This window comes from Tepidiforma sp. (assembly GCF_034432735.1).
Classification (GTDB): domain Bacteria; phylum Chloroflexota; class Dehalococcoidia; order Tepidiformales; family Tepidiformaceae; genus Tepidiforma.
This window is the reverse complement of the sequence record NZ_DAOUBJ010000071.1, coordinates 38,093-55,992: the sequence shown is the minus strand read 5'-3', so window position 1 is coordinate 55,992 and position 17,900 is coordinate 38,093. Positions and strand designations below refer to the sequence as shown.

17 protein-coding genes and 1 tRNA gene are annotated in these 17,900 nt (G+C 64.8%); 5 read left to right on the top strand and 13 right to left on the bottom strand.

Features of this window, described 5'->3' with window-relative positions; all coding sequences use genetic code 11:
* The first annotated feature begins 13 nt into the window (after positions 1-13).
* The 3 genes from hflX to VAE53_RS07190 are packed head-to-tail and all read left to right on the top strand — an operon-like array spanning position 14 to position 3,830.
* Positions 14-1,207, top strand: a complete 1,194-nt coding sequence (gene hflX / locus VAE53_RS07200) for a GTPase HflX (protein ID WP_322818687.1) — start codon at positions 14-16, stop codon at positions 1,205-1,207.
* 32 nt (positions 1,208-1,239) lie between these two features.
* Positions 1,240-2,523, top strand: coding sequence for a CoA transferase (locus tag VAE53_RS07195; protein WP_322818686.1), 1,284 nt, complete (start codon positions 1,240-1,242; stop codon positions 2,521-2,523).
* A gap of 2 nt (positions 2,524-2,525) precedes the next feature.
* Positions 2,526-3,830 carry a CoA transferase gene (locus VAE53_RS07190; protein WP_322818685.1) on the top strand — a complete coding sequence of 435 codons (1,305 nt, stop codon included), beginning with the start codon at positions 2,526-2,528 and terminating at the stop codon, positions 3,828-3,830.
* A gap of 81 nt (positions 3,831-3,911) precedes the next feature.
* On the opposite strand, the gene VAE53_RS07185 is transcribed toward VAE53_RS07190, so the two are convergent.
* From VAE53_RS07185 to VAE53_RS07130, 12 genes are all read right to left on the bottom strand, one after another.
* On the bottom strand, positions 3,912-5,015 hold the full coding sequence (locus VAE53_RS07185; protein WP_322818684.1) for a cupredoxin domain-containing protein: 1,104 nt from the start codon (positions 5,013-5,015) through the stop codon (positions 3,912-3,914).
* A 38-nt stretch (positions 5,016-5,053) separates the two neighbouring features.
* On the bottom strand, positions 5,054-5,665 hold the full coding sequence (locus VAE53_RS07180; RefSeq protein ID WP_322818683.1) for a heme-copper oxidase subunit III: 612 nt from the start codon (positions 5,663-5,665) through the stop codon (positions 5,054-5,056).
* 56 nt (positions 5,666-5,721) lie between these two features.
* Positions 5,722-7,332 (bottom strand): cytochrome c oxidase subunit I, encoded by a 1,611-nt coding sequence (gene ctaD / locus VAE53_RS07175; protein WP_322818682.1) that lies wholly within the window; start codon positions 7,330-7,332, stop codon positions 5,722-5,724.
* Between the two features lie 76 nt (positions 7,333-7,408).
* Entirely contained in the window at positions 7,409-8,212 is an 804-nt protein-coding gene (gene coxB / locus VAE53_RS07170; protein WP_322818681.1) for a cytochrome c oxidase subunit II, read from the bottom strand.
* 251 nt (positions 8,213-8,463) lie between these two features.
* Entirely contained in the window at positions 8,464-9,360 is an 897-nt protein-coding gene (locus tag VAE53_RS07165; RefSeq protein WP_322818680.1) for a heme o synthase, read from the bottom strand.
* Entirely contained in the window at positions 9,357-10,301 is a 945-nt protein-coding gene (locus VAE53_RS07160; RefSeq protein WP_322818679.1) for a COX15/CtaA family protein, read from the bottom strand. Before VAE53_RS07160 ends, VAE53_RS07165 begins: the two co-directional genes overlap by 4 nt.
* Before the next feature lie 171 nt (positions 10,302-10,472).
* A complete protein-coding gene (locus VAE53_RS07155) occupies positions 10,473-11,435 on the bottom strand; it encodes a M23 family metallopeptidase (RefSeq protein WP_322818678.1) in 963 nt (320 codons plus the stop codon).
* Between the two features lie 56 nt (positions 11,436-11,491).
* Positions 11,492-12,052: a hypothetical protein gene (locus tag VAE53_RS07150; RefSeq protein ID WP_322818677.1), complete on the bottom strand. Its 561-nt coding sequence runs from the start codon at positions 12,050-12,052 to the stop codon at positions 11,492-11,494.
* Positions 12,053-12,064: 12 nt separating this feature from the next.
* The gene (locus VAE53_RS07145; protein ID WP_322818676.1) at positions 12,065-12,544 is read right to left on the bottom strand and encodes a MaoC family dehydratase; all 480 of its coding nucleotides are present in this window, start codon (positions 12,542-12,544) and stop codon (positions 12,065-12,067) included.
* 64 nt (positions 12,545-12,608) lie between these two features.
* Positions 12,609-13,781, bottom strand: a complete 1,173-nt coding sequence (locus VAE53_RS07140) for an acyl-CoA dehydrogenase family protein (protein ID WP_322818675.1) — start codon at positions 13,779-13,781, stop codon at positions 12,609-12,611.
* A gap of 223 nt (positions 13,782-14,004) precedes the next feature.
* Complete coding sequence (ccrA, locus tag VAE53_RS07135; protein ID WP_322818674.1) at positions 14,005-15,267, bottom strand: crotonyl-CoA carboxylase/reductase; 1,263 nt, start codon at positions 15,265-15,267, stop codon at positions 14,005-14,007.
* Positions 15,268-15,417: 150 nt separating this feature from the next.
* Entirely contained in the window at positions 15,418-16,491 is a 1,074-nt protein-coding gene (locus tag VAE53_RS07130; protein ID WP_322818673.1) for a Gfo/Idh/MocA family oxidoreductase, read from the bottom strand.
* Positions 16,492-16,741: 250 nt separating this feature from the next.
* Here VAE53_RS07130 and VAE53_RS07125 point away from each other — a divergent pair.
* Positions 16,742-16,816, top strand: a tRNA-Asn gene (locus VAE53_RS07125).
* Positions 16,817-16,837: 21 nt separating this feature from the next.
* On the opposite strand, the gene VAE53_RS07120 is transcribed toward VAE53_RS07125, so the two are convergent.
* Positions 16,838-17,443 carry a TetR/AcrR family transcriptional regulator gene (locus VAE53_RS07120; protein WP_322818672.1) on the bottom strand — a complete coding sequence of 202 codons (606 nt, stop codon included), beginning with the start codon at positions 17,441-17,443 and terminating at the stop codon, positions 16,838-16,840.
* A gap of 88 nt (positions 17,444-17,531) precedes the next feature.
* Here VAE53_RS07120 and VAE53_RS07115 point away from each other — a divergent pair, with 88 nt between their 5' ends.
* Positions 17,532-17,891: a cupin domain-containing protein gene (locus tag VAE53_RS07115; protein WP_322818671.1), complete on the top strand. Its 360-nt coding sequence runs from the start codon at positions 17,532-17,534 to the stop codon at positions 17,889-17,891.
* Positions 17,892-17,900 lie beyond the last annotated feature (9 nt).

Here is a 17,900-nt window from a genome sequence, read left to right as displayed (position 1 = left end):
ACGCTAGAGGCAGATGCCACAATCGCTCCATCGCACCGCCCCAACCCCCGACCGCGCCATCCTCGTCGCGGCCGAAATCCCTGGCGCCCTCCTCTCCGCCGAAGAATCCCTCGACGAGCTCGCCGAACTCGCCCGAACGGCCGGAGCCGAAGTCGTCGCTCGCTACACCCAGCGCCTCGACCACCCCAACCCGGCCACCTACATCGGCAGCGGCAAAGTGCAAGAAATCGTCGAGGCAATCCGCCAGCTCGGGGCCAACGTCGTCATCTTCGATGACGAACTCTCCCCCTCCCAACAACGCAACCTCGAAAAAGCCCTCGCCGTCAAAGTCATCGACAGGACAGCCCTCATCCTCGACATCTTCGCCACCCGCGCCCGCACCCGCGAAGGGCGCCTCCAAGTAGAACTGGCCCAGCACCAGTACCTTCTGCCTCGCCTTGCCGGCCAATGGTCCCACCTCGAGCGCCTGGAAGGCGCCATCGGAACACGCGGCCCAGGCGAAACCCAAATCGAAACCGACCGCCGCCTCGTCCGCAACCGCATCGCAAAAATCCGGCGCGACCTCGAAGAAGTTCGCACCCAGCGCGAACTCTACCGCCGCCGCCGAGCCCGCAACAACGCAGCCGTCGTCGCCCTCGTCGGCTACACCAACGCCGGCAAATCCACCCTCATGCGCGCCCTGAGCGGAGCCGACGTCCTGGCCGAAGACAAGCTCTTCGCCACCCTCGACCCCGTCACCCGCCGCATCGCCCTCCCCTCCGGCCAAATCGCCCTCCTCACCGATACCGTCGGCTTCATCCAAAAGCTCCCAACCCAGCTCGTCGCCGCCTTCCGCGCCACCCTCGAAGAGCTCGAAGACGCCGACCTCCTCCTCCACGTCGTCGACATCTCCCACCCCAACGCCTACCAGCACGCGCAAACCGTCGAAGCCACCCTCCGCGACCTCGGGGTCCATCGAAAACCCCAGCTCGTCGCCCTCAACAAAGTCGACCTCCTCCACCACCAAGATGGCCGGCCAGTCGCCGACTTCGACGAAGCTCGCGCCATCATCCTCGGCGCCGGCGCCCCACCACGAAACGTCGCCATCATCTCGGCCACCAAACGGTGGGGCCTCGATCTCCTCCGCCAGCGCATCGAAGAAGGCCTCGATGGCGAGTTCGCCGCCAGCGAATTCGAGCTACCAGCCCTACTCTCCGCCGCAGTTTGAACAGGCCTCCGCGACCCGGTACAACACCGGCTATGAACCCCGAACGGCCGCCAGCCCCGCTTCCCCATCCCGCCGGACCGCTCGCCGGCTACCGCGTCCTCGACCTCGCCGACGAAAAAGGACAGCTCGGCGCCCGGCTCCTCGCCGAACTCGGCGCCGATGTCATCAAGGTCGAACCCCCGCGCGAAGGCGACCCTGCCCGCCAGCATGCCCCCTTCTACCGCAACGAAGCCGGCACCGAGACCAGCCTCTACTGGTGGGTGATGAACGCCGGCAAACGCTCCATCACCCTCCAACTCAAGCTCGAACAGGGGCGCGACCTCTTCCACCGTCTCGTCGCCATTTCCGATATCGTCATCGAAACCACCATGCCCGGCGAGGCCGCCGCGCTCGGCCTCGATTACCCCACCATCGAGCGGGTCAACCCCTCCGCCATCCTCGTTTCCATCACCGGATTCGGCCAGGACGGCCCCTACGCCCGCTGGCACGCCACCGACATCGTCGGCGCCGCCATGGGCGGGCTCATGCACCTCAACGGCGATCCCGAACGTGGCCCCGTTCGCACCACCGTCCCTCAGGCATACACCCAAGTCAACGTCCAGGCCATGGTCGGTGCACTCACCGCCCTCTACGCCCGAGCCATCAACAACGGCATCGGTCAGCACGTCGACGTCTCCATGCAAGAAGCCGTCGCCAACGCCATGGACAACGCCCAGCAGACCTGGGACATCCGCCGCGTCAACACCTCCGGCCCCGGCCTGTACCGGAACAGCGCCGGCGTGCGAGCCGCCCGCTACCTCTTCGAAACAGCCGACGGATGGGTCGCTGCCCTCCAGGCCGGCGGGCTGATCGGCCTGCAAGCCAACGCCATCATCGATTGGCTCGCCGAGCACGGCGAAGCGCGAGGCCTCGATGCACCCGAATGGCGCCAAAAGCTCACCAGCCTCCAGCCGCTCACCCCCGAGGAGCGCCAGTACGTCGAAGAAACCATGGCTGCCTTCTGCCGCACCCGCCGCAAACAAGAGCTCGTCGCCGAAGCACAACGCCGCGGCGCCGGCTGGGCACCCGTCTTCGGACCTCGCGAAATCGTCGAATGCGAGCAACTCGCCGCTCGCGACTACTGGGTTCGCGTCCACCACGAAGACATCGGCGAATCGTTCACCTACCCGGGAGCACCGTTCCGCCTCTCTGCCACCCCCTGGAAGCAGCGCGGCCGCGCTCCCCACCTCGGCGAACATAACGAAGAGGTCTACTGCGGACTCTTGGGGCTCGAACCCCAAGACCTCCGCAAGCTCCGACTCAGGATGGTGATCTGACCATGTCCGAACCCCCCGAACTCCCGCCGCTCCAAAAGCCGTTCACCGGCATCCGCGTCGCCGATTTCGCCTGGGTCGGCGTCGGCCCACTCGTCTCGAAATACCTCGCCGACCATGGCGCCGAAGTCATCCGTATCGAAAGTACCACCTACCCCGAAGCGCTCCGCCGCGTCGGCCCATTCGTCGGCGATACCCCCCACATCGACGGATCCGGCTACTTCGCCAACTTCAACAGCTCCAAACTCGGCATCTCCGTCAACTTCAAGCACCCGAAGGCCCCCGACCTGGTTCGCCGCCTCCTCGCCAAATGCGACGTCGTCACCGAATCGTTCACGCCCGGCACGATGGCTCGCTTCGGCTTCGATTACGAAACCGTCCGCCAAATCCGACCGGACATCGTCATGATCTCGATGCCCCTCTACGGACAGACAGGCCCTTGGGCCCACTACTCGGGCTATGGGCACGTGCTCCAGGCCGCCGCCGGCTACAACCATTTCACCGGATGGGAAGATGGCCCCCCCATCGGCACCGGTGTCGCCTATACCGATTTCCTCGTCCCCCATTTCGCTGCCATCGCCCTCATCGCGGCCCTCGACTACCGACGCCGCACCGGTCAAGGCCAATACATCGACTTCTCCCAATTCGAAGCCGCTATCCACGGGCTCTGGACGGCCATCCTCGACTGGACCGTCAACGGACACGAGCAAACCCGCCTCGGCAACCACGACCTCGAAGCCGCCCCGCACAACGCCTACCGCTGCCGCGACGGCCGCTGGGTCGTCATCGCCTGCGAGACCGAAAAGCACTGGGAGGGCCTCAAAGCCGCCCTCGGGCGTCCCGAGTGGTGCGACATGGAGCGCATGCGCCGACGCTGGCAGCGCATCCATGAGCAGAAAGAGATCGACCGCCACCTCACCTTCTGGTTCGAAGACTTCACCCGCCTGCCCGAAGAAGCCGCCCTCCAAGCCGAAGAAGGCATCGAGGGCCCCCCCGTCCGCAAGTACACCACCGAAGAAGTCGTCCAGCTCTTCCAGTCGTTCGGAGTCCCCTGTGGCATCGTCCAATCGCCCGAAGAGATGCACCGCGACCCCCAGTTGGCCCATCGTCGCCACTACTGGAAACTCCACCACCCTGTCATGGGCGAACGAACCTACGATTCCCCCGCCTTCGAGCTCTCCAAAACTCCGGCCGAGCTCACTCGCCCCGCTCCCCTACTCGGAGAACACAACGAATACGTCTTTCGCGAGGTCGTCGGGCTCGCCGAGGAAGAATACGTCGAACTCCTCGCCGAAGGCGTTTTCGAATAACCAAACCATTCTCCCGCCAAGCCGAGAGGCCGCCCCTTGCCGGACGGCCTCTTTCGTCTCGAGCACGCGGCGCCTGGCCGCCTAGCCGGTCATGCCGCCCGCTGCTGGCGTGCCCCCGGATGGAGCTGCCGGAGCCTCCCCCGTGCCCGTCGGCCCCCCTTCCACCACCCGGAACGTGCCGAACATCTGGTCGGGGTGAAGGTCGCAGAGGAAGTAGTACTCGCCAGGACCGGGCGTAGTGAACGTCAGCGTCGTCGTCGTGCCGCCGCCATCGATGATCTCTCCTTCGGCACCCGGCGCCAGCGTCTGCCCACCCTTCTGCGTCAGGAAGTGAATGTTGTGCTTCGCGCGCCCGTTGTTCACGAGCGTGATCGTGATCTCCGCGTTCGGCCCCGCGACGATCTCCTTCTTGTCGAATCGGTTGTCCGTCGCGACCACCCGGAACGGGTTCGCCGGCACCGTCGGCTGCGGCGCACCGCCACCCGTACCAGTCGACTCGCTCGCGAAGAGATTCAGCCCGGCGCCAATCATGAAACCGCCCAGCATCAGACCGGCGATGACCGTGAAGGCCGCACCCGTACCGAACCGGAACGTCACGTCCTTCGTGTCCCGGATGACCTCCATGTCGAACACTTGGACCGTCCCCGGAACCACCTCGTCGGTATGTCGCGCGATGATGTCCAGCATCGTCTGGCGCGTCTCCTCGTAGGTCGCGAGCCCTTCCCGGTCCGACCACGTCGTCTCCACGAGCACCTGCGAAGGCCCAGTCGCCGCTGGCGACACGATGATGCGCAAATCCTGGAACCCATCGAGATCCCGAAGCTGGTTGTCGCTGCTCTCCAGGTCGTGGATGATGCCGCTCTCTCGCGCCTGCTGCAGCTTCCCCTCGGCCAACGCGAACGTCACTACCTGCGTGTAGCGCGTCGGTTTCGCCTGGCCGTGGCCACCTTCCGCCGCCTTCTTCCGCATCTGGCCATCCTCGTATGCCCACCCGAAAACGGCGATCAGCGTCGAAACGATTGCCGCCCCCAGTAGCGGACCGGCGAACGTCTGGTCATCGACGCGCGACCAGTAGATCAGCGCAGCGCCGAGAAAGAGCGCGGCGACCCCGACGACGAGCGGCCAGATGCTCGGATCCGGCAGGTGGACGTCGTGGTCGCCGTGTGCGTTCGCCTGATGGTCCATTCGGTGCTAACTCCCCGTAGTTTTCGCGCCTGTGGGCGTTACGGAATGATGTAGAGCGTGGTGAAGAGGGCAATCCACACCACATCCACGAAGTGCCAATAGAACGAGCACGCCTCTACCGCTTCGTGGTTCGCTGCCGTGAACTGGCCCGCCAGCGAGCGGGCCAGGATGATGCCCATGAAGACCACGCCCCCTGCCACGTGCAGCCCGTGGAAGCCCGTCAGCGTGTAGAACGTCGTCCCGTAAATGGTGTCGCCGACCCCGAAATGCAGCTGGCTGTAGTCGTACATCTGCATCACGAGGAAGACCAGCCCCAGCACGATCGAGATGAACGTCCAGCGGATGAGCCCCGAACGGTTGCCCCGCTGGATGCTGAAGACCGCAGCCTGAATCGTCACCGAGCTCGTGACCAGCAGGATCGTCGCGATGAACGGCAGCCAGAACTCCACCTCGAGCTTCACGCCCGAGGCGATCTGTTCCGGCGTCAACAGGTACTCCGGCGGCCACTCGTTCGCGTCCGCACGGGCGATGAAGTACGCCGCGAACAGCCCGCCGAAGAACATCACCTCCGACGCGAGGAAGAGGATGAAACCGAGCATCCCATTGCTCAGGCCCTGCTTGTGCTGCGTCGCGACCGCGTGCGATGCCATGGACTCCTCCAGTCTCCCCTGCTAAGCCCGTGTGAGCGATGGACCTTCGGCCCGGATCAATGGGCCGTCTTGCCGTGGCGTACGTCCCAGAGCGGTCGCTCCGAGTGCACCTCGGGCAGGCTATCGAAGTTGTGCACAGGAGGCGGCGACGTGGTCCACCACTCGAGCGTGTTCGCCTCCCACGGGTCGTTCGGCTGATCCTTCGGTCGCAGGAACGCCATCACCACATTGATGATGAACGGAATCATCGCCACCCCGATCAGGAACGCACCGATCGTCGAGAGCAGATTCAACGTCTCCCATCCACTGCTCTCGGAATAGGTCGCGATGCGCCGCGGCATGCCATCGAGGCCGAGGAGGTGCATCGGGAAGAACGCCAGGTTGAATCCGATGAACTGCAGCGCAAAGTGAATCCGAGCGAGACGCTCGTCCAGCCGCCGGCCCCAGATCTTCGGGAACCAGTAGTACAGCCCCGCGAACACCGCGAACACCGCGCCGCCGAAGAGCACGTAGTGGATGTGCGCCACCACGAAGTACGTGTCGTGGATAGCGAAGTCGACCGGCACGGCAGCCGAGAACGTCCCGTTGATGCCCCCGATAAGGAACATGCTCAAAAAGCCCAGGGCGAACAACATGGGTGCCTCGAAGGTGATCGATCCCCGCCACAACGTCCCGAGCCAGTTGAACATCTTCACCCCGGTCGGTACCCCGATCATGAACGTCATGAACCCGAACCAAGGCTTCAGTACCGCACCCGTCGTGAACATGTGGTGCGCCCAGACGCTGAAGCCCAAACCGCCGATACCCATCGTGGCGAAGACGAACGCCTTGTAGCCGAACAGCGGCTTTCGTGCGAAGACCGGCAGAATCTCCGAGATGATCCCCATCCCCGGCAGAATCATGATGTACACCGCCGGGTGAGAGTAGAACCAGAAGATGTTCTGCCAGAGGATCGCGTTACCGCCGCCATTCGGGTCGAAGAACGACCCCCCGAAATTCCGGTCGATGTACAGCATCGCCAGGCCCGACGCCAGAACCGGCGTCGCCAGCAACTGCAGCACGGCAGTCACGAGCATCGTCCAGCAGAAGATCGGCATCCGGAACATCGTCATTCCCGGCGCCCGCATCCGGAACATCGTCACCATGAAGTTCGCCGCGCCGATGGTCGAAGAGACCCCGAGGATGATGACCGCAATGATCCAGAGGTCCAGCCCAACACCCGAGCTGCGAGCCAGCGGGCTATAGGCCGTCCATCCCACATCGGAAGCGCCGCCGAAAAGGAAGCCGGCGAACATCAACAAACCGGCCGGCGGAATCAGCCAGAACGACAGCGCATTGATTCGCGGGAAGGCCATGTCGGCAGCCCCGATCTGCAGCGGCACGATGTAGTTTCCGAAGCCTGCCCAGACCGGAATGATGAAGAGGAAGAGCATGGCCGATGCGTGCATCGTGAAAATCTGGTTGTACGCGTCGTTGTTCACGAAGGTGTTGTCGGCTACCGCCAGCTGGGCACGCACGAGCAACGCGAGGATCCCGCCCACGGCGAAGAAGAACATCGTCGTGTAGAGGTAGAGGATCCCGAGCTTCTTGTGGTCGACGGTCGTCAACCAGTCGAGGATCCAGGGCCGTTCGGCGTATGCCGGTCGTGGAATTGCGATGCTCGTCATGCGTCCTCCCGGGCCTCCTTGCCCTTAGCGTTGCTAACTAGCCGGCAGAGCCTCCGGCGTCGAGCGCCAACCATCGTTACGGCTCGCGAACCGCTTTCGCGGCCGCCTGCTCAGCTACCCACCGGTCGAACTCGCTTCGCTCCACGACTCGCAGGTGGAACCGCATCAATGCGTGATTCAACCCGCACAGCTCCGCGCACTGGCCGGTGAACTCACCCGTCTCCTTCGCCGTGATGACGAAACGGTTGTCCCGCCCCGGCACCACGTCCAGCTTGTAGTGGAAATTCGGGATGTAGAACGAATGAATCACATCGTTCGACTTGAGGCGGAACTCGACCGGCTCGCCGACCGGAATGACGAACGTCGGCTCGTTCGCGGCAGTCCCAATGATCGAGAACGTCCCTTCCTTCGCGGGTGGCGGCGTCTCGGTTCGACCAAGATCCGCCAGGTTGTACCCGAACTCCCACGAGAATTGGAAGCCGGTCACATCCACGGTCAAGGCATCGCCCGGAGCTTTCTTCTCCACGTCGCGAAGCACGATGAACGAATACGAGAACAGCGTGATCACGATCAGGACCGGGATCGCCGTCCAGACGATCTCCAGCGCCGTGCTCCCGTGCGTCTGCTTCGGCATGGCGTCGTTCCGCTTCCGGAAGCGCACGATGGCGTAAATCAGCGCCCCTTCGACCGCGAAAAACACCGCCAGCGCGATGATCAGGGTGAACACCCAGAGGTCCTGGATCCGCTGCGCTTGGTCCGTGATCGGCGTCGGCATTCCCCAGTCCGCCAGCGCGGAGGGTACGGTAGCAATGGCCAGGAGGGCCGCGAAAATCAGCAGGTTGACCCGGCGGATGACTCGCAGTTTCCCGGTACGCGGCATACTCCTGGCTCCCCTCCCGACCCGTGAAGTCCCTCGGCTGCGGGCACACTCCGCGCCAGGGTTTCGGTTGTGAACGGCGTCGCAAACTGGTTATAGACCCGCCCCCCAGCGGTGTCAAGGAACGGAAACTCGGCCGCTTACCAACGCCCCGTTCGGCCCTTCACGAATCTCAGCCAGGCCACGGCAACGGCGGCCAGCGCCCTCATCCGTACCGGATGGAGCGCCCCCGCAGGCCATCGCCGAAGCGCGATTCACAGCGCCGCGTCAATCCCCATCGCGATGAACAACAGCCCCAGATACAGCAGGGAAAACTTGTAGACACGCAACGGCGGCACCGCTTCCGGACTCCGCCACAAACGCCACGCCATCCACGCGAACGCCCCACCCAGAACCGTCGCCGCTGATACGTAGATCGCGCCGAGGCCGGCTGCCGGAGCGAGCAACAGCGTCACCGGAATCAGCATCAGCGTGTAACGCAAAATCTGCGCCCGCGTGTAGGCCGCGCCGCTCGTAACCGGGAGCATCGGAACTCCCGCCCGCGCGTAGTCACCCTCGAGCCGCAGCGAGAGCGCCCAGAAGTGCGGCGGCGTCCAGAAAAACACGATCGCGAACATTACCCACGCCGCCAGCGGCGCATCTCCCGTCACAGCCGCCCAACCAACCACCGGGGGAAAGGCGCCAGCGGCCCCGCCGATCACGATGTTCTGGGGCGTGCGTCGCTTCAGCCACATCGTGTACACCAGGACATAAAAAAGGAGCGCCGTCAGCGCCAGTACCGCCGCTGCCAACGTTGTTGTCACCCAGAGGAACAAGAACGCGCCGCCACCCAGCACAACTCCGAACGCCAGCGCGTGCCCCGGCGGTACCTCCCCCGTCACGGTCGGCCTCACGGCCGTTCGACGCATCATCGCGTCGATATCCCGGTCGTACCAGCAGTTGATGACGTTCGCCCCCGCAGCCGAAGCGGTGCCGCCGATGAGCGTCGCCAGCACGAGCCACGTCCCCGGCCATCCCCCTGCCGCAACCACCATCGCTGGCACGGTCGTCACCAGCAACAGCGAAATTACCCGCGGCTTCGTGAGGACGACGTAATTGCGGACCGTCGCCAGCAACGAACCTCGCGTCGAAAACGCGAGCTCCGCCGTCATGCCGGCGCCTCGAGGCGCGTCGCGGCCCGAGTTCCGGCAACCGCCCGGAACGGTTCGTAGAATCCGAGGGCAGCCCCAACGCTCAGCACCCCCCAAATGCTACCAGCGACCGCGGTGTGCGTGACGGTCAGCGGGTCTGGAAAGGTGAACCATACGTTGAGCGCGCCTACCAGGACTTGGGCCGCATACAGCCCCCCCAGCACCATGACGTACACCTTCGCCCACGGCAGCACCTCCCGCCGCCGCCATGCCACCGCCACTGCAGGCACGACGATGAACACGAACCCACCCGCGAGATAGCGGTGGACCATGTGGGTGATCTCCTGGTCGTCCGCCCCCGGCAAAACACCACCGTTGCAAAGCGGCCAGCCCGAGCAGGCCGTCGACGCCCCGCTTTCCGCCATGTAGGCGCCAACCCAAAACGTCACCGCCAACCACGCCAGCCCAGCAATCGCCCACTTCCCCGGCAGCCGCCCGTGGCCGCGCGTCCGCTCGAAAAAGCCACGATGACGCTCGTCCTCCATCCACATCCCCACGGCCACGAACACGACACAGGAGAGCACGAGCATCGCCGTCACGAGATGCGTCGCCACCACTTCCGGCGGCAGCTCCCGGACCACCGTGATCGCCCCGAGGAGCCCCTGGAACCCCACCAGCGGAACGGTCGCCGTCGCTACCCACGTGATCAACGGCACGTGCCGATAGTACTTCCACGCGGCCGCCGCAACTGCGATGACCAGCAGACCGACGAGCGATGCCACGAAACGGTGCGAAAACTCGATCACCGCCTCCCGATGTGCCGGCGGAACCGCCTGGCCGTGGCACAGCGGCCAATCGGGGCACCCAAGCCCCGAGCCTGTCGCCCTGACGAATGCACCCAAACCAATGAGGAAGACCGTGAGAATAGCCGTGAGAATCGCGAGCCGCTGAGCGACAATCATGCCTGCTGAGTACCCTTTCCTGGCAGCATCGCCAGCCCCGGGCTCTGCTTCCTGCAGGCGGTCCCGCGCCTGCGTTCCCCGGCTCTCAGCGTGCCATCCTCGGCTACTCCCGCGCAAGCGACCCGGTCAAGCTGGGGCCTTCAGGTCCCCAATCGGGAGCCCGAACGGGCCTCAAAACCCCTGAGTCCCATCCAGCCAGCGCAGCCCGTCGACCAACACCCCCGCCACACTCAGCTCCCAGTGCAAATGCGGCCCGCTCGAAAGCCCCGTCGAGCCCACCTTCCCTACCACATCACCGCGCCGAACCTGCTCGCCAACCGCCACCGTCCGCTCCGAGAGGTGCCCGTAGCACGAGAGAATCCCGCCACCGTGGTCCACCACCACCAGATTGCCCCGGACGAGGGTCAGCTCCGACATCACCACCGTCCCGTGGTTCGTGGCCCGGACCGCAGTCCCAATCGGTGCAGCGATATCCGTGCCGCCGTGATGGCCCGTCCGCGGCCCCCCGTTGAACGACCGCTGTTCCCCGAAGTACCCACTCACCCACACCTCCCCGCCAAGCTCTATCGGAATCACGAACGGCAGCTCCCACCGCCGGGGCGAGACCGTCGCGTACAGCGCATCGAGGCGCGGCTGCTCCGGTTCCAGCGGCGGCCCGGGCGGCGAATTCGGGTCCGGGGGCGGCAGCCAAATGTCATCGTACGTCCACCTCGTCGCCCGAACCGCGATCGGCTCCACGAACCGGAACGTGCCGCCGACCGCATCGGTCACCGCCAGATCGAGCGCCGTTGGCCCCGGTGGGTCGGCAACCGCCACACCGACGAATCCTTCCACCCCGCCTGCCCCTTGGCTGAGCACCGCCGCCCGCCCGAACAGCTTCGCGACCCCCGCTTCGGCATGGTCGACCCGGACGTAAATCGCGCCGCCCTGGTATGGCTCTCGCTGAGAGAGGATCGCCACGGGCCGCGGCCCATCCGTCCCGACGCCGGGCAGCACCGCCCGGAAGGGCAGCGCCGATTGCCTCTCCGCTCCTGTTTCGGAGCGCCCCGCGCCCCGACTCCTCCCCCGGAACACGAGCCACGGCGCCGCGATCCCGAAGCCCACCCCGGCGATGAACTGCCGCCGCGTCGCCATGCCGTCAGGCTACCCCGCCCGCGATCCGCCGTCATCACCCCTCCGCAAAACCGGCGTCAACCAACGACGTTCGGCGAACCCAACGCCCGCCGAGCCGCGTCCCGAGCGCCATCCACCACCGCCAGCAGCCGGGCTGGCTGCGGCACCCCAGCCAGCACGAAGTTCTGAAGCGCCCCGGCGGTCTGGCACTGGACATCGCCGAAGTCGAACACCGTCTCGAGGAGCCCGTGCCGCTCGACCCGGAGGTCCTCCACGTCCACCAAGTCCGTCGAGGCCATCCGATGGTGAAACCAGTGCCGCTTCAGCGAATCCACCAGCCGCTGATTCGTCACCACCCAAATGTCGTTCTGATAGCGATACCAGGTGAAGTACCCACGCACCAGCCAGTACGCCGCCCAGGCCGCCACCACCACCCCGGCCGCCCGCCCCGGCCACCCAGAGAACCCCACCGTCAACCCCACTGCCACCAGAGCCAGCGCCGTGCCTCCGACGCCCGCGACCAGAATCCCCACCATCCTCAGGGAAAAATAGAGCCAGTGCCGACGCACCAAGGCCACCACCACTTCGCCGGCCTGGAGCGCGAACGGAAGTTTCGAGGGTCGGACATCCGCGGCCATGCGGCCGCCATCCTACCCCGCCGTGGGCCGCTTCGGCACCATCACCTTCCGGCGGAAATAACAGACCTCCTCGCCACGCTGGTTGAATCCGCGCGTCTCCACCGTCACGATGCCGCGCGTCCCGTCCGAGGTCTCCTTCTTCTCCAGTACCGTCGTTTCCGCGCGGATCGTGTCTCCGTGGAACGTCGGCTTCAGGTGTTTCAGGCTTTCGATTTCAAGATTCGCGATCGCCTTGCCAGAGACGTCGGGCACACTCATCCCCAGCACCAGCGAATACACCAGGTTCCCCACCACTACGTTCTGCTTGAAGTGCGTCTCCTCCTCCGCATACCAGCGATCGCTGTGGAGCGGATGATGGTTCATCGTTATATCGCAGAAGAGATGATCCATCGCCTCGGTGATCGTCTTCCCGGGCCAGTGCTTGTACACATCGCCCACTTCGAAGTCCTCGAAGTACCGCCCGAACTTGTCGCGTCCATCGTAAACCGTCATGCTTCGCTCCTCCTTTCACGAGCTCCACGAGCGTTCCACGGTCGATTCCTTCCTGCTACGCGCGCTAGACCGGGTACTCCTTCACGATGTTCCGCGCGATCACGATCTTCTGGATGTCGCTCGTGCCCTCCGCAATGACCATCAAAGGTGCATCCCGGTAGTACCGCTCCAGTGGAAGCTCCTTGCTGTAGCCAACGCCGCCGTGGATGCGCATCGCGTCGAGCACACACTCCTGTGCAATCTCCGTCGCGAAGAGCTTCGCCATCCCCGCATCGAGATCGCTCCGGGCACCTGAATCCTTCTTCCGAGCAGCATCCAGCGTCAGGAGGCGCGCCGCGCGAATCTTCGTGATCATCTCCGCCAGCCGCAGCTGCTGCGCCTGGTGTTCGAAGATCGGCTTGCCGAACGCCACACGCTGCTGGGCGTAACGAATCGCATCGTCGAACGCCGCCTGCGCCACGCCCACGCCGCGCGCCGCCACATTGATCCGCCCAACCTCCAACGCGCTCATCACGTGCTGGAAGCCCTGTCCTTCCTTACCGCCCAGAACCTGCGTCGCCGGTACCCGCGCATCGTCGAAGGTCAGCTCTGTCGTCTCCACGCCCTTGTAGCCCAGCTTCTCCAGCTTCCGGCCCGGTGTGAAACCCGGCGTGCCCGCATCGACCAGGAAAGCCGTGATTCCCCGGTGTCGCGGCTGGGCCTCTGGGTCCGTCTTCGTCAGCACCAGGTAGACGCCGGCCCGCTGACCGTTCGTCACCCACATCTTCTGGCCATTGATGACGTAGTCGTCGCCATCCCGGCGCGCAGTCGTCTTGATCGCCTGCGCATCCGAGCCGGCGTCCGGCTCGGTAATGCTCAACGCGCAGCGAATCTCCGGCTCCACCATCCGCGGCAGATACTTCTGCTTCTGCTCCTCGGTGCCGTACTCGCTGATTGCGTACCCAACCAGCACGTGCGTGTTGATGATGCCAGCGAGGCTCATCCACCCCCGCGCCAGCTCCATGCACACCCCGGCATAGCACTCGAAGCTCAGGTCGAGCCCGCCGTATTTCTCCGGAATCTTGATCCCGAACAGCCCCATCCCCGACATCCCCTTCACCAGCGGCTCCGGGAACTCGTCTGCATGTTCATAGTGGCTCGCGACGGGCTTCACCTCGCGATCCACCCAAACCCCCACGTTCGTCACGATCTCGCGGGCGATAGGGTCGGCGATGTCGGCTGCGTAGTCCCTGACCATGCGACAGTCCTGTTCGAATTGATGTGTCCGAAGTATCCCCTAGCGTGCGCCTAAGGACGATGTGCGCGCACACCCTCCCGCCGGATCCTCCGCCCTTCCCAACCGTCGAAGTGGAAGCGCCGGAATCGCCATGACCGCGACTCCGGGGGCGCCTAACGTACGTGCCCGGCCAAGCCTGGCCGGGCACGTACGACGTCGGTGTCCGTACGAATCGTCGCGCGCCTCAGGACGCCTTCAGCGTCTTGAGACCTTCCTGCCGCGCGCCCACCAGGATCGCCATGTTCCCGTCCGGGTGGCGGTTCTCGTACATCAGCTGATGGCAGAGACCCGTGTCCTCGAACCGGAATACCTTCGAAAGGCAGGGATCGATCTTCCCCTCGACGACGAGGTCGTTGAACGCGTAGGCCTGCTCGTCGTTCGCGAAGTGCGAACCTTGCAGCCGCTTCTGCCGCATCCACAGGTAACGCAGATCCACATCCGCGTTGTACCCCGTCGTTCCCGCGCAAATCACCACCATCCCGCCCGTATCGCATACGAAGATCGACGTCGGAATGGTGTCCTGACCCGGGTGTTCGAACACGATCCGCGGGTTCTTCCGCTCGCCGACGATATCCCAAATCGCCTTACCGAACGCCCGCGCGCCCGCCGTGAATCTCGCCATCGCCTCGTTGTCCTGCCAGTCCGGCAGCCGGCCCCAATGATCGAATGCCTTCCGATTGATGCAGCCGACTGCACCCAGCTTCATGCAGAAGTCGTACTTGGACTCGCTCGACACCACCGCGACCGGTTTCGCACCCACCTGCGCCGCCAACTGAATCGCCATCGAGCCGAGGCCGCCCGCACCTCCCCACACCAACACCACGTCCCCCTCCTTTACGACATGCGGCTCCCAGCCGAACAGCATCCGGTAGGCCGTTGCCCCAACCAGGGTCGGAGCGGCCGCCTCCTCCCACGTCAGGTGCGGCGCCTTCGGCATGCATTGGTGCGCCTGCACCTTCGTGAATTGAGCGAACGACCCCCACGTCGTCTCGTAGCCCCAAATGCGGTAGCTCGGGTGATACATCGGATCGAGCCCCGCCTTGATCTCCGGCGCGTGGACATCCCACGTCCCACAGTGGATCACTACCTCGTCGCCGACCTTCCAGTTCGTGACATTCGAGCCGACCTTCCAGATGATCCCCGAGGCATCAGAACCGCCGATATGGTGGTCCCACGGCTGCCCTTCCTTTTGGCGCGCAGCGATCACATCGATCGGCACGCCCAGGCCAGCCCAGACATTGTTGTAGTTCACCCCCGCCGCCATCACGTACACCAATACATCGTCCGGACCGATTTCCGGGACGTCGATGACCTCGACCTGGAACGCCTGGGTCGGCTGCCCGAATCGCGATTGCCGAATCACCTGCGCATACATCTTCTTCGGCACGTGGCCGAGCGGCGGCATCTCGCCGACTTCGTAGAGGTCCTTCAGCGTTTCCGTCGTCATTCCTTGCTCCTCGGGCGGGCACTCGGCCCGTCCCTTCGCGGGTCTGGCACCGATACGGGCCGAATCCGGCCTATCGTAGCCGATCGGTATCGATGGGTAAACGGTCATTCGCTCCAACCCATAGCCAAGACCGATAGCTGACGAGTCCGGCTATGCGAGCGCCACCTCGCGAGCTTCCCTCGCGCTCACGTAACACGCATCCACCACCCGATGCGCTACCAGTGCCGTGCGAAAATCGGGGAACGCCGGCGCCCTCGTCGCCGCGCACCGCAAAAACGCCACATCCTCCATCATCCCCACCCTCGCCAGCTCCGCCGAGCCCGCGTCCAACCCGGCGAGCTCCACGTACCGTTCGAAAACCTCCTCCGCGCCCAGCTCGCGCACCGGCCCGCTGCGGCCCTGCACACGGATCGGGCCCAGAAAATCGTGCTCCGTCGCGAAATACCCCCCTTCGAAGAACACCTCCAGAAAGCGCGTCGAAGGACGGTCGTCGAGCCCATGCCACACCGAAGTCAGCGTCGTCTGGTGGCCGCCCACATGCTGAAACGTCACCAGAGCCACGTCCTCGACTCCCGGGTGCCCCGGCGTCGCCTCCCTCGTATGACACCGCACGGCAGCGATATCCCCGAACAGCCATCGGAACACATCCACGTCGTGGATCGAATGCTCGATCAACGTGCCGCCGCCAGCACGCTCGAAGCTTCCCCGCCAAGTGCTGCGGTAGTGCCCGCGCACCGGAAAAAACTGATCGTCGCGCAGATGCGCCGTCAGCAATGGGCCGAGGCTCGGGTCGCGCATCAAATCCGCGAGAACCGTCAGGACCGGCGAATACCGCAACACCAGCCCCACCTGATTGACGATCCCCGCTCGCTCGACCGCCTCCACCATCCGCTCCACCTCCTCGAGCGTCCGTGCCAGCGGCTTCTCGCAAAAGACGTCGAGCCCTCGCGCAGCCGCGGCCTCCACCAGGCGCGGGTGCTCCGCAGTCTCCGTGCAGATGTACACCGCCGTCAGCCCCGGGAAGGAGAGCAACTCCTCCGGCTCGTCCGTCACGAACTCGGCGCCCGTGATCGCCGCGAATGCTTCGGCCCGTGCCCGGTCCCGGTCGCACACCGCTGGATAACGCGCCTCCACGACGCCCGCGCGAATCGCCCCCCGCAGATTGCGCGAATGGAACCGTCCAATATGGCCACAGCCGATGAGCCCGACGACAGGTACTGGCACGAAGGGGACCGCCTTGGGGAGTTTTCCGGCATTTTACGGCCGCCTTGCCCAAACCCGGTGAAAAGCTTCGCCGGTCCCAGCACACTCCAACCACGGCCGCCGGCGGGGGGATCCACCTGGGGGCGCAAGTGACTCCCCGCCGGCGGTCGTTCCATCCTCCCGCCGAGCCATCGATGTCTGGGCGCTCTTCGCAAGCCACTGGGGAAAAACCGGTTGCGCATCCCGCTCCGCCGTCAGAAACTCACCCTGTTCCCCGGTAGCTCAACGGTAGAGCGCGCGGCTGTTAACCGCTAGGTTCGAGGTTCGAATCCTCGCCGGGGAGCCATCACAAAACATATGTTCCAGCCTAGGACTCCACAGGGGTCGTCTTGGCGAGGCTCATCAGCAACTGGGCTGCTGCGGTCCTGAAGCGCCTAACCTCGCCATAGGGTCGCGCGACGAGCATTGCGCCTTCAAGAGCACCCATGACCATTCGCGCAGCGTCGGCTGCGGAGCCGGTGAAGCGCACTGTACCCTGTTTCTGTCCCAGCCCCAGGACTTGGATAAGCCAGGCTTCGTTCTGGTCAAAGAACTCGATGACCGCCTCGCGCATTGGCTTCGGTAGGGTCTCGTATTCGGCCGCCAGCATGCCGCAAAGGCAGAAGCGCTGCTCTTGCAGGATGGCGGCGTAGAGGTTGGCATAAGCCTCCAACCGGGCGCGAGCGTCAGGAAAACGGGCATCGATGCTGGCCAGCTCGTCCATGAAGCGCCCAGTGTACCGCGCGATAAGTGCCCGCCCCAGCTCTGCCTTGCCGGCAAAGTGGTAGTGGAGGGTGGCGGTGGTGATGCCAAGCTGGGCAGCGATGTCTGCGTAGCTGAACCCGTTGAAGCCCCGACGCTGAACCAGCCTTTCGGCGATGTCGAGGATCCGCGTGCGTGTATTGGAGCGTGACTGCTGCGGCTTTCTTGCCATACAAGTCAAATTTTACATGGGAGCCCACTTGACATCTACCTACTAGTAGATTAGCGTCCCTCGAAAGCGCGAGAGGAGGAAGAGCACCGTGCAAGAGACGCAGCACAAGGCCTTTCAGACCCCGGATGAGGTCAGGGAGTTTCCAAATGGCCGGGCTGAGATCCTGAACCTCGGGGGCGGCCAGGTGGGCCGGCTGATCTTCCAGCCTGGCTGGCGTTGGTCGAACGACGTGAAGCCCATCGCCGGCACGGCTAGCTGTGAAGCGCCGCACTTCCAATATCACATCAGCGGCAGGCTTGCGATCCGGATGGACGACGGCACGGAGTTCATCGCCGGGCCTGGGGACGTGACTTCCCTGCCTAAGGGCCACGACGCTTGGGTCGTCGGCGACGAACCAGTCGTCGTGGTCGACTGGTATGGCGCCAGCAAATACGCCAAGGGCGGGTAGGCCCTGACC

Coding starts and splice junctions, on each gene's coding strand:
- ctaD (WP_322818682.1), bottom strand. CDS start 7,332: ATGACGAGCATCGCAATTCCACGACCGGCATACGCCGAACGGCCCTGG.
- VAE53_RS07150 (WP_322818677.1), bottom strand. CDS start 12,052: ATGGCCGCGGATGTCCGACCCTCGAAACTTCCGTTCGCGCTCCAGGCC.
- VAE53_RS07140 (WP_322818675.1), bottom strand. CDS start 13,781: ATGGTCAGGGACTACGCAGCCGACATCGCCGACCCTATCGCCCGCGAG.
- VAE53_RS07120 (WP_322818672.1), bottom strand. CDS start 17,443: ATGGCAAGAAAGCCGCAGCAGTCACGCTCCAATACACGCACGCGGATC.
- VAE53_RS07185 (WP_322818684.1), bottom strand. CDS start 5,015: ATGGACCATCAGGCGAACGCACACGGCGACCACGACGTCCACCTGCCG.
- VAE53_RS07145 (WP_322818676.1), bottom strand. CDS start 12,544: ATGACGGTTTACGATGGACGCGACAAGTTCGGGCGGTACTTCGAGGAC.
- hflX (WP_322818687.1), top strand. CDS start 14: ATGCCACAATCGCTCCATCGCACCGCCCCAACCCCCGACCGCGCCATC.
- VAE53_RS07195 (WP_322818686.1), top strand. CDS start 1,240: ATGAACCCCGAACGGCCGCCAGCCCCGCTTCCCCATCCCGCCGGACCG.
- VAE53_RS07180 (WP_322818683.1), bottom strand. CDS start 5,665: ATGGCATCGCACGCGGTCGCGACGCAGCACAAGCAGGGCCTGAGCAAT.
- coxB (WP_322818681.1), bottom strand. CDS start 8,212: ATGCCGCGTACCGGGAAACTGCGAGTCATCCGCCGGGTCAACCTGCTG.
- ccrA (WP_322818674.1), bottom strand. CDS start 15,267: ATGACGACGGAAACGCTGAAGGACCTCTACGAAGTCGGCGAGATGCCG.
- VAE53_RS07155 (WP_322818678.1), bottom strand. CDS start 11,435: ATGGCGACGCGGCGGCAGTTCATCGCCGGGGTGGGCTTCGGGATCGCG.
- VAE53_RS07165 (WP_322818680.1), bottom strand. CDS start 9,360: ATGACGGCGGAGCTCGCGTTTTCGACGCGAGGTTCGTTGCTGGCGACG.
- VAE53_RS07160 (WP_322818679.1), bottom strand. CDS start 10,301: ATGATTGTCGCTCAGCGGCTCGCGATTCTCACGGCTATTCTCACGGTC.
- VAE53_RS07190 (WP_322818685.1), top strand. CDS start 2,526: ATGTCCGAACCCCCCGAACTCCCGCCGCTCCAAAAGCCGTTCACCGGC.